Annotated in this window: 9 protein-coding genes and 1 riboswitch; of the genes, 5 read left to right on the top strand and 4 right to left on the bottom strand. The window is 61.9% G+C overall.

Going from position 1 to position 10,931, the window contains the following annotated elements; genetic code table 11:
• Positions 1 to 87: 87 nt before the first annotated feature.
• Positions 88 to 1,677 carry a phosphoglycerate dehydrogenase gene (gene serA / locus BLR31_RS18375; protein ID WP_090598824.1) on the top strand — a complete coding sequence of 530 codons (1,590 nt, stop codon included), beginning with the start codon at positions 88 to 90 and terminating at the stop codon, positions 1,675 to 1,677.
• A 49-nt stretch (positions 1,678 to 1,726) separates the two neighbouring features.
• Here the strand turns inward: serA and BLR31_RS18380 are convergent, their stop codons facing one another.
• On the bottom strand, positions 1,727 to 2,701 hold the full coding sequence (locus tag BLR31_RS18380; protein WP_090598827.1) for a DMT family transporter: 975 nt from the start codon (positions 2,699 to 2,701) through the stop codon (positions 1,727 to 1,729).
• A 140-nt stretch (positions 2,702 to 2,841) separates the two neighbouring features.
• Here BLR31_RS18380 and BLR31_RS18385 point away from each other — a divergent pair, with 140 nt between their 5' ends.
• The gene (locus BLR31_RS18385; protein ID WP_090598829.1) at positions 2,842 to 4,131 is read left to right on the top strand and encodes an adenylosuccinate synthase; all 1,290 of its coding nucleotides are present in this window, start codon (positions 2,842 to 2,844) and stop codon (positions 4,129 to 4,131) included.
• Between the two features lie 59 nt (positions 4,132 to 4,190).
• The gene (locus BLR31_RS18390) at positions 4,191 to 6,437 is read left to right on the top strand and encodes a hypothetical protein (RefSeq protein ID WP_090598833.1); all 2,247 of its coding nucleotides are present in this window, start codon (positions 4,191 to 4,193) and stop codon (positions 6,435 to 6,437) included.
• A 15-nt stretch (positions 6,438 to 6,452) separates the two neighbouring features.
• Here the strand turns inward: BLR31_RS18390 and BLR31_RS18395 are convergent, their stop codons facing one another.
• From BLR31_RS18395 to thiB, 3 genes are read right to left on the bottom strand one after another with little or no spacing between them, the layout of a single operon-like run.
• The gene (locus tag BLR31_RS18395; RefSeq protein WP_090598837.1) at positions 6,453 to 7,106 is read right to left on the bottom strand and encodes an ATP-binding cassette domain-containing protein; all 654 of its coding nucleotides are present in this window, start codon (positions 7,104 to 7,106) and stop codon (positions 6,453 to 6,455) included.
• Entirely contained in the window at positions 7,093 to 8,655 is a 1,563-nt protein-coding gene (locus BLR31_RS18400) for an ABC transporter permease family protein (protein WP_143009433.1), read from the bottom strand. The genes BLR31_RS18395 and BLR31_RS18400 overlap by 14 nt, the downstream gene beginning before the upstream one ends.
• 44 nt (positions 8,656 to 8,699) lie before the next feature.
• Positions 8,700 to 9,707, bottom strand: a complete 1,008-nt coding sequence (thiB, locus tag BLR31_RS18405) for a thiamine ABC transporter substrate binding subunit (RefSeq protein ID WP_244505136.1) — start codon at positions 9,705 to 9,707, stop codon at positions 8,700 to 8,702.
• A 105-nt stretch (positions 9,708 to 9,812) separates the two neighbouring features.
• Positions 9,813 to 9,911, bottom strand: a riboswitch (TPP riboswitch).
• A 14-nt stretch (positions 9,912 to 9,925) separates the two neighbouring features.
• Here thiB and BLR31_RS18410 point away from each other — a divergent pair.
• Positions 9,926 to 10,621, top strand: a complete 696-nt coding sequence (locus tag BLR31_RS18410; protein WP_176762756.1) for a thiamine diphosphokinase — start codon at positions 9,926 to 9,928, stop codon at positions 10,619 to 10,621.
• Positions 10,622 to 10,701: 80 nt separating this feature from the next.
• Positions 10,702 to 10,931: transposase (locus BLR31_RS18415; RefSeq protein WP_143009434.1), on the top strand; the 230-nt coding region annotated here is incomplete at its 3' end.

The following is a 10,931-nucleotide window of genomic DNA, read 5'->3' on the forward strand; positions in this document are numbered from 1 at the left end:
TTCGCCGGCCCACCTTCTCCCGCAAGGGGAGAAGGGAAACGGGCCCCGGGGCCGGCACTTTAGACCATTCACTTTCAGGAGGGCGCTATGCCCAAGGTACTCGTTTCGGACAAGATCAGCCCGGCGGCGATCGAGATTTTCAAGAGCAATGGGGTCGAGGTCGATTATCTTCCCGATGTTGGCAAGGACAAGGACAAGCTGGCCGAAATCATCGGGCAGTATGACGGGCTGGCCATTCGCTCGGCGACCAAGGTGACGGAAAAGATTTTGGCTTCGGCCAACAATCTCAAGGTGATCGGGCGCGCAGGGATCGGGGTCGACAATGTCGACATTCCGGCAGCGACCGCCAAGGGCGTGATCGTCATGAACACCCCATTCGGCAATTCGATCACTACGGCAGAACACGCCATTTCGCTGATGCTGGCGCTGGCGCGGCAAATCCCGGAGGCCGATGCCTCGACGCGCGCGTCCAAGTGGGAAAAGAACCGCTTCATGGGTGTCGAAGTCACATCCAAGACGCTGGGCCTGATCGGGGCGGGCAATATCGGTTCGATCGTGGCCGACCGCGCGCAGGGGCTCAAGATGAAGGTCGTGGCTTACGACCCATTCCTGACGCCGGAACGTGCCGTCGACATCGGGGTGGAAAAGGTCGAGCTGGACGAGCTGCTGGCGCGCGCCGATTTCATTACGCTGCACACGCCGCTGATCGATGCGACGCGTAACATCATCAACGCAGACGCCTTTGCCAAGATGAAAGACGGTGTGCGGATCGTGAACTGCGCGCGTGGTGGGCTGATCGACGAAGCGGCGCTGAAAGATGCGCTGGAGAGCGGCAAGGTTGCGGGGGCGGCGCTCGACGTGTTCCTCGAAGAGCCGGCCAAGGAGAACCCGCTGTTCGGCGTGCCAAACGTCATCTGCACGCCGCATCTGGGTGCATCGACGACCGAAGCTCAGGAAAATGTTGCGCTGCAGGTTGCCGAGCAAATCTCGGCCTACCTGATGACGGGCGAGATCACCAATGCACTTAACTTCCCGTCGATTTCGGCTGAAGAAGCGCCACGGCTGACGCCGTTCGTCAAGCTGGCGGAGCATCTTGGTTCGTTCGCGGGTCAACTGACCGAAACGGCGATCAGCGGCATCAGGATCGAGTTCGAAGGGGACGTTGCGGCGCTCAATACCAAGCCGATGGTGGCTGCGGTGCTCAACGGTGTTCTGACGCCGTTGCTGGGCGATGTGAACATGGTGTCCGCACCGGCACTGGCCAAGGATCGCGGCATTGCCGTCGAGACGACGACGCGCGAGCAGGTCGGGGCGTATGACAATCTCATCCGCCTGACGGTCGTTACCGAGCGGCAGGAACGCAGCGTTGCGGGCACTGTGTATGGCTCGAAGGCACCGCGTATCGTGGAAGTGAAGGGCATCGCGCTTGAAGCCGAGCTCACCTCGCACATGCTTTACATCACCAATGAGGACAAGCCCGGCTTTATCGGTCGTCTGGGCACTCTGATGGGCATGTTGGGGATCAATATCGCCAACTTCAATCTGGGGCGTGTGGAGCAGGGCAAGGATGCGATCGCGCTTGTGTCGATCGATAGCGATTTGACGGCCGGGGAATTGGGCCAGATCGCGGGCCTCGAAGGCGTGAAGCAAGCCAAGCGGCTTGATTTCAACGTCTGAGACGAGCGCCTGAAAATTCAAAAGGGGCCGGCAGCGATGCCGGCCTTGTTTATTGCGGTTTCAGCACATCCTTGAGATGGCGGCGGCCGGCATATTCCGCAATCGCGATGCCGGCGATGATGAACAGCGCGGCGATCATGTGGAAGGGTTCGAGCGATTCTCCGAGGAGGCCGACGGCCAATAGAGCGCCGAACACGGGGATCAGGTTGATGAACAGGCTGCCGCGATTGGGGCCGATCAATTCGACGCCGCGCGCGTAGGTCATCTGAGCAACGATCGAGGGCAGAAGGGCGACATAGAGAACGACGCCCCAGCCGCGCCAGCTCATGGCCGCGACATCGGCGACGAGCGCAGCGGGACCGGTCGAAAACATCGCCTGATAGAGGCAGGCCGAAACGGCGGCGAAAAAGCTGGTGACGGCGATAAAGCTCATCCAGCCGATCTTGGGCTTGTAGCGCAGCATCAGGGAATGAAGGGCATAAAGCGCGCCGGCCAACAGCATCAGAGCGTCGCCGAGATTGACGTCGAGCCCGACGAGGCGGAGCGGGGCGCCGTGGGTCGCGACGTGGATGACGCCATAGATGGTGAGGGTCACGCCCACGATGTGGAGCGCCGAGGCGCGAACGCGGAAGATCGCGAAATTGCCGACCATGACCAGGACGGGGATCGCGGCCTGAATCATGGCAACGTTGACCGCAGCGGTGTAGGTCGTTGCGGCGTAAAGCAGCACGTTGAAGCTGACAAAGCCTACGACGCCATAAAACGCCAGCCAGAAGATGCCGCGCCGGATTTCGGCCCACTCGGCGCGCACCGCGGACCAGGCGAAGGGGGCGATGACGAGGAAGGCGACGAGCCAGCGCATGGCGGAAAGCTCGAGGGGTGCCAACTCGCCTATGGCCAGTTTTCCGGCAATGATATTGCCGCCCCAGAACAGCGCGGAGAGCACAAGCAGGAGATAGGGTTGGTTCGCGATCGTGGCGAAGAGTGAGTGGCTGGACCCGGTGGGGTGGTTGGACTTTGTCATATCGGGCCTTGTGCTTTATAGAACCCGGACTTATCAGCGTTTCGTCTTCACTTGAATGCGAAATCTGTCATCGCGTTACCGACTTGGCACGGGCAGTGCGCGGACATCTCGGACGAAAAATCAAAGGACGATTGGCACAAATGGCGAATGTGGTTGTGGTCGGCTCGCAATGGGGCGACGAGGGCAAGGGCAAGATTGTCGACTGGCTCTCGGAGCGCGCGGATGTGGTGGTGCGCTATCAGGGCGGTCACAATGCCGGTCACACGCTGGTCATCGATGGGGTGAGCTACAAGCTCTCGCTGCTGCCTTCAGGGCTGGTGCGGGGCAAGTTTTCGGTGATCGGCAATGGCGTGGTCGTCGATCCGCACCATTTCGTCGCCGAGATCGCCAAGATCGCGGCGCAGGGGATTTCGGTGACCCCGGACGTGTTGCGGATTGCGGAGAACGCGCCACTGATCCTGTCGCTGCACCGCGAACTCGACGCGCTGCGCGAGGATTCCAATTCAGGGCTCAAGATCGGAACGACCCGTCGCGGCATTGGGCCGGCTTATGAGGACAAGGTTGGTCGGCGCGCCATCCGCGTGTGCGACCTGGGCGAGCCTGAGACGCTTATGGACAAGATCGAGCGGCTGTTGACGCATCACAATGCGTTGAGGCGCGGGATGGGTGCTGCCGAGGTCGAGGCGCAGGTCATTCACGATGAGCTGATGGCGGTGGCCGACCAGATCCTGCCGTTCATGGATCGGGTGTGGGAACTGCTCGACGAACGCCGCAAGCGCGGGGAGCGCATCTTGTTCGAGGGCGCGCAGGGCGCGTTGCTCGACAACGACCATGGGACTTATCCGTTCGTCACCTCATCCAATACGGTGGCCGGGCAGGCCGCGCCGGGTTCAGGGCTGGGGCCGACGGCTGTCGATTACGTGCTAGGGATCACCAAGGCGTATACGACGCGGGTGGGCGAAGGGCCGTTCCCGACCGAGCAGGATAACGAAACCGGGCAATTCCTGGGCGAGCGCGGCCATGAATTTGGCACCGTCACCGGGCGCAAGCGTCGGTGTGGGTGGTTCGACGCGGTGATCGTCAAGCAGACGGTCCGCACCTCGGGAATCCATGGGATCGCGTTGACCAAACTCGACGTGCTCGATGGGCTCGATGAGATCAAGGTTTGCGTCGGTTATGAGCTCGATGGCGAGCGCATCGACCATCTGCCTGCCTCAATGGGGGCACAAAGTCGAGTCAAGCCAATCTATGAAACGCTCGAAGGCTGGAAAGAGACCACTGCCGGCGCGCGCAGTTGGGCCGAGCTTCCCGCTCAAGCGATCAAATATGTGCGTCGCGTCGAAGAGCTGATTGGGGCAACTGTGGCGCTTTTGTCCACCAGTCCTGAACGGGAAGACACGATTTTAGTGCAGGACCCGTTTCAAGATTGAGATTTCTTGTTTAGAAACAATTTTGTCACAACGCCGGCAAAAACGATGTTGAGTAAATAATGGCCGACTATCGCGAACTGTTGCGCAAGGCGCTTGATGCCCTGCCGGAAAATACCGGGGCCAATCGTCGGGCCGTGTACGAGAAAGCGCGTACCGCTCTCGTTGCTCAGTTGCGTGCCATCGAGCCGCCGCTGCCGGCGCGCGAGATCACCACGCACCGGTTGGCGCTGGAAGACTGCATTCGCGAAGTCGAGCACGAAGCGACCGAGAAACTGCTCGGCCGCTTCCGCGCTGTCGAAGACGCACCGGTGGAAGAGTACGCGCCCGAGCCGGCCGCTCCTGTGGTCGAGGAGCCTGCTCCATTCGAACGGTTCGAGCCGGAAATCGAGGATGTGGCGGAAAGCGAAGACGAACCGGCTTTCGAGCCTGTCGTCATCGCCGAAGAGCCACAACAAGACCTATCGGAGGATGCGGACGATCGGATCGCAAGCGCCGAGGTCGTCGATACCTGGCCGGTTACCGAATTCGAGCCCGAGCCGCGTGGCGATGAAAACATTGCCGAGCCTGTTGCCGACTGGTCGCCGGAAGATACGCAAGATGCTGTCGATGCTAACGAGCCGGTGTTCAGCGAGCCCGTGGTTGATGAACCCGGGACCGATGCGACCGATATGGTTTCGAGCACGCCGGAGGAAGACCGCATCGCGCGGCTGATTTCGGGCGAGGCAGATTTTGGGGCCTCAACGGCCGACGATGCTCCAGAGGACACCACACCCAAAGGTGGGGATACCTCCTACGCCATGGGTTCGATCGAGGATATCATCGCCTCGGCGGAGCGCGCGACGCCAAAAGCCGATGAGCCGTCGAGCATGAGCGATGACGATGACCACAGGGTCATCCCGTTCGTCTCACCGGCGCGCATGTCGGATGCGGCCGAGACCGCGGCGAGCGAAAAACATTTTCTCTTGAGCGAGGCGGACGCCAGTAAGACCAGCCCAACGCCCCTCGTGGACGTTCATGGCCGGCCGCTGGTCGGCGCAACGTTGAGCGCCGCACCGGGAACGGCGATGTCGAGCGTTCGGGAAGTGGACCTCGAGCCGGGCATTCTCAACGCGCCGGAAGTGTCCGATGCGCAAGTGGCAATCGACCGCGCCATCGCTGCCCTCGATCGCGAAGCACAGGGCGAGCACAGCGAGGATAGTGCCAAGGAAACTGCTGCTCAGGCAGATGCCGCGCCCGCAGCAGCCGAGACTGATGTTCCCGCGCAGGACACGCCTTCGGGCAGTGGCCCCGGGGCGCTGACCATATTTCTCGTTATTTCCGTCCTGCTGCTCGGCGGTGGCGGTGTGGCTGGCTTCTGGGCTTGGCGCGAGGGATATATCGATCTCAATACCGTGTTCGCCCAGGGCGATACACAACCGGCCACCGAAGTCGCCGTGGCCGATCCCGGTACGGACACTTTCGAAGATGCCGTTCCGCCAGCGGGTCAGACGACCGCGCCGGCCACCAATACAACGCCTGACGTGCCGGCCACATCAGATGGGGTCCCTGCGACGCTTCCAGGCGAACAGACACCGTCCACCGAGACCGTAACACCGTCGACAACGCCGACCGAACCCGAGGTGGCATTCGAGGATCGACTGCCGGCCGAAGCGGACACCAACGGTGCGCCGAGCGAAGAGATGCTTGAAGAACCCAGCGTCGCGCTGGCCACCGAGGGGGCGCAGTCCTTGCTGCTCGAGGAGCAATCGGGCCAGACGACCGGTGCAGTGCCGTATTCGGGCAGTGTCGAGTGGTCGCGTGGCACTGATGAATTGGGCAATCCGACGATCGTTGCGGATGCGTCGATCCCGGCGCGAAACCTTGATGTCGAGGTTCTGATCCGTCGCAATGCGGATGCTAATCTTCCGGCAAGCCATCTGATGGAGGTCAATTTTACCGTGGCGGAGACCTTCGTCGGGGGATCCATCGCCAATCTGCCCGGCGTGCTGCTCAAGGACCAGGAACTGGTCCAAGGTCAGCCCCTGACCGGCGCTTCGGCCAGGATTGTCGGCAATTCCTTCCTTTTCGCACTGTCGAGTGCCAGCGATATCGATGTCGAAAACAACATCGCGCTTCTGAGCGATCGCGGCTGGCTCGATCTGGCGATGGTCTATGGCACCGGACGCCGGGCCATCATGACGCTGGAAAAGGGTGAAGAGGGACAGGCGATCTTTGAAGACGTGATGGCAGCGTGGTCGGAACTCGATGCGGCTGCAGCAGGTGGTGTCGACTCGAACGCTGCAGAGGCTTCTGACGCCGGGGCGTGACGGTCAATCAATTCGTCAATGATTTGAGCCCGCTTCGGTAACGAGGCGGGCTTTTCCGTTTTCGATTGCGTACACACGCGCGCACATCGTCGCGATTTCCTCGGCCTGATGTGAAACGAGGATGGCGTGCCAGCCGCGCTCAACGACCAATCGGGCGATGTCCCTGCGAATGGGCTGTGCCGTGGCGTCGTCGAGGCCGTTGAATGGCTCGTCGAGCAAAAGGATTGGGCGGTTGCGCAAGAGCGTGCGGGCCAGCGCCACGCGCTGTTTCTGGCCGCCAGAGAGGTTGGCGGCGCGACGGCTCGCGAGGCCCGGCAGTTCCATTGCGTCGAGGGCATCAGCGACGCGCGGATCGTCGGCGCGGATCGCATTGCCGAGGCCCAGGGCAACATTGGTGCCGGCCGAAAGGTGCTCGAAGAGATTATCGGTCTGAAACAGGATCGAAACTGGACGTCGTTCCGGGGGCAGCGGCAGGATCGAGCGGTCATCAAGTGAAATGGTGCCGGAGTTTGGGGTGAGGAAGCCGGCGATGAGATCGAACAGGGTGGATTTACCCGAACCTGACGGCCCGGTGAGGCCGACGATTTCGCCTGCGGCAATAGTGAGGTCGAAGTGAAATGCGGTCGTCGCGCCGGGATATGAGAATTCGAGCCGGTCAATCGTGAGCATGGGTCAGCCAGTCGAAGAGTTTGGGAATGAGGATGAAGGTGGAGACGCTCAGGACGAGAAGGATCGCGGCGATAGCTTCGGCGTCGTTGGTGCGGTAGGCGCCGAAGGCACGATACATCAACCATGGCAGCGTCGAAAACTCGGACGTTCCAAACAGCGAGATGACGCCGAGATCGCCCAGCGAAAAAACGAAGGCAACCGCCAGGGCATAGCCGATCGGGCGTCCCATTAAGGGCCATTCAATGTGGCGCCATTGGGCAAAGCTTGAGAGCCCCAAAGATCGAATAAGTTTTTCGTGCCGCGCCGACAGGGCTTCAAGCGGGGGTGCAATGGCGGCGAAAACGAACGGCAGGGCCAAGAGCGCGTTGGCTATGACGAGCACGAATGGAGCGGCGTTGCTCGGGGGCAAGCCCAATTGCCGGGCCAGAAGGAAAAAGCCGAGCGACAGTACAACGGCAGGGACGGTGAGATAGGTAAAGACCGGCAGGCCCAAAAGCGCGCGCGGCAGTTTTGAGGTGCTTAGAAGCCCACGTGCCATTGCGAGCCCCAGAGCCAAAGCGAGGGCAAGGCCAGCCGAAGCGACGCCGATCCAGAGGCTTGTGGCACTGGCCGCCCAGAACGCGGGTTGATTGAGAACGGCGAGCAGGGCTGGTCCCATGCCTTCGGCGAGCACTGCCGCTAATGGCGCGATGAAGGCAAAGAGCAGGGCGGCGAGAAGTGCGGCCTGGAGAACGGTCAGCCAACCGGGCTCGGGCCAATGGAGTGTGGAGCGGCGCCCGAACAGGGTTGCGGGTGGCGAAAGCGTGGTGGCTGGAATGATGATCACTGCGCAGACCAGCAATTGCACGAGCGCCAGATTGACCGCGGCGCCGAGATCGAAATCGAGGCGCACGGCCTGATAGATGGCCACTTCGAGCGTCTGGTTAGCCGGGCCGCCGCCCAAGGTCAGGACGATGGCGAAGCTGGTGAAGCAGAGAAGAAACACCGTCGCTGCGACGCCAGGGATAGAGCTGACGAGGGCGGATGCATCGATGATGGCGAACCGGCGCCAACTAGAAAGACCGAGGCTGCGGCCGAGCTTTATCTTTTCAGACGGAATGGCGGCCAGCCGATCGATGAATATGCGGCCGGCAAAAGCGCCGTTTAGGATCACGTGGGCGGTTATGATGCCCCAAAAGCCAAAGATGGATGAGCCGGTGGGAAGGCCCAGCGGGCCCAAGAAGAGGTTTGCCCAGCCGTTTCGGCCCCAGATGGCAAGAAGGCCAGAGACAATGACCAGGGAGGGCAGCACCAGTGCTGTCGAGAGCAGGCCGACGACGAGGCCGCGGCCCGGAAAGCGCAGCCTATCCAGCATCCAGGCGATAATGACGCCTGTGAAGATCGAAAGCGCTGTCGACAGCCCGGCCTGAATGGCCGACATGCGCACAAGATGGCCGATGTTGGCCACAGATGACCCGGTTGTGGGCATGGAGCGGCCGGTGGTCCAGAGGACCGTCAGCAGCGCCGCGATGAGGATGGCGATGGCCAGCGCGATGGTTGCGCCGGACATGACGCGGCCGGGCCGCCACATGAAAGTGGGCCCGGCCGGCATTTTTATTGCAGCGCCGCGAAGGCTTCGTTGATCCAGACACGGGTATTGGCCGTGACTTCGTCGGCGTCGAGCAGCAGCGCGGGTTCGGGATCGATCATGGCTTCAAAGCCAGGGTTCAGCCCGCCGGCCGGTTCGAGGACCGGGTACATCCAGTTGGTTTCGGGCAGGATGGCCTGGGCTCCGGGGGTCACGAGATAGGCGAGGAACTCGCGCGCCAGTTCCTGCTCCGGGCTGGAGGCCAGAATGCCGGCAACTTCGATCTGGGTGTAATGTCCCGCGTCGAAACGGGCGGCCTGATAGCGGTCTTCGTCCTCGGCAATGACGTGGTAGGCCGGGGAGGTGGTGTAGGACAAAACCATGTCCGCTTCGCCCGAAAGGAACAGATCGTAAGATTCGGACCAGCCTGAGGTTACCGTCAGAACGTGCGGTGCGAGTCCTTGCCAGATCTCGGCGGCATCATCGCCATAGAGCGCCTTGACCCAGAGGATGAGGCCCAGGCCGGGCGTCGACGAGCGGGGGTCCTGGATAACGATCTGGAAGTCCTCGGGCAGGGCGATGAGATCTTCAAAGCTCGCCGGGGGCGTATCGAGGGCCTCGGTGTCATAGACGAAAGCGAAATAGCCGTAGTCGAAGGGCACGAAGACCTCGTCGGTCCATTCGAGGGGGATATCGAAATCGGGCAGGTCGATGCCGTGCTCGGTAAAGAGGCCGGTGGCGAGGCCTTCGCCGATGGTCGCAGTGTCAAGACCCAGGACGATGTCGGCGTCGGTCGCTTCGCCCTCAAGCTGGACGCGGCGCAGGGCTGAGATGGAATCCTCGGCGGAAACGAAGTTCACGGTGCAGCCGCACTGGGCTTCAAAGCCTTCCTTGAGGCCGGGGCCGGGGCCCCAATCGGCGGCGAATGCGTCGTAGGTGTAGATGGTGAGGGTTGGCGTTGCCTGGGCGACAGCCGGGAGCGCAAGGGCTCCGATGGCAACCGCACACAGGCTCGATTTGATCATGGGGACCATGGTTCGTCCTTTTGAAGCGCGTGAGTACAATCACGCGACAAGCCAAGCGTTGCGGTCAGTGATGGACGAGGGGAAAGTTGGCATGGCACAAGGCACGCGAAGCGGCCCTTGCCATCTCGTGCTTCCTCCGCCAGCATGACCTGGTTCAGGTTCTATGGGTGTTTCTCAGCCCATCCTTGCGGATGGGCACCCCAGCGAGACGAGGCGACACTATAGAGGTGACAGTTCCAGTGCAAGGCCTCGGCGAAGCGCCATCATCGCCCCTCGCTTTCGAAGGAGCGCTGCTTATCGTGGGGGGTGGGCAGGTGGCGCCAGCGCTGTTGAGGGCGCTCGCGGCGCAGGCCAGCGGATTGATCGGTGCCGATAGCGGGGGCGATGCGATCGTCGCGGCGGGGCTGGTGCCCGATGCCGTAATCGGGGACATGGATTCGGTTCGGGACACACGGCGGTTTCCCGCCAGAACGCGCATCCTGACGATCGCTGAACAAGATACGACTGATTTCGAGAAATGCCTTTATTCCACGTCCGCCCCGGTAACGATTGCGATCGGCATGACGGGTGGGCGGTTCGATCACACGCTGGCAGCGCTCCACGCCGTGGCGCGACATGGCAAAGACCGCTGGATCATTTTGGTCGATGAGCACGATCTGGCGCTGGTGGTCGGTGGTTCGGTCGCGATTTCGGTGGGAGAGGGCGAGCGTGTGTCCCTTTACCCGTTGGGTCGGACGCGGTTCAGGTCGTCGCGTGGGCTGGTCTATCGGCTCGATGGGCTGACGCTAGAGCAGGGCAGGGCGATCGGGACGTCAAACCGTGCCACCGAGGACATTATCGAACTCGTGACGGAGCCTGATGGGGCGCCCTATCTCTTGATTGTGGGGCGCGATCATCTTGCGGCGATCGTTGGGCAGTTGTAAGCGCGAAGGTCACCCCGTCTGTTGCCGTCTTTCCTGGGGCGCTATTGGCACCTGAGAGTTTGTGATGGGTGTCATGTTCTATGTCTGCGACTATGCCTGGGGATAGAAGTTTCCATCTGATCGAGGCGGTGCCTGATCGGCTGGAAGGCGCACCGATGGCACGACGGCGTCGATGGTCTGATGCGTTCAAGGCAGAGGTAGTGGCGCGGAGCTTTGAACCGGGGACGAACGTTTCGGCCCTGGCGCGCGAGATCGGGATACAGGCCTCTCAGTTGTTTGGCTGGCGAGCGGAAGCCCTCAGGCGGGGTGA

This window comes from Pelagibacterium luteolum (assembly GCF_900100665.1).
Lineage (GTDB): Bacteria > Pseudomonadota > Alphaproteobacteria > Rhizobiales > Devosiaceae > Pelagibacterium > Pelagibacterium luteolum.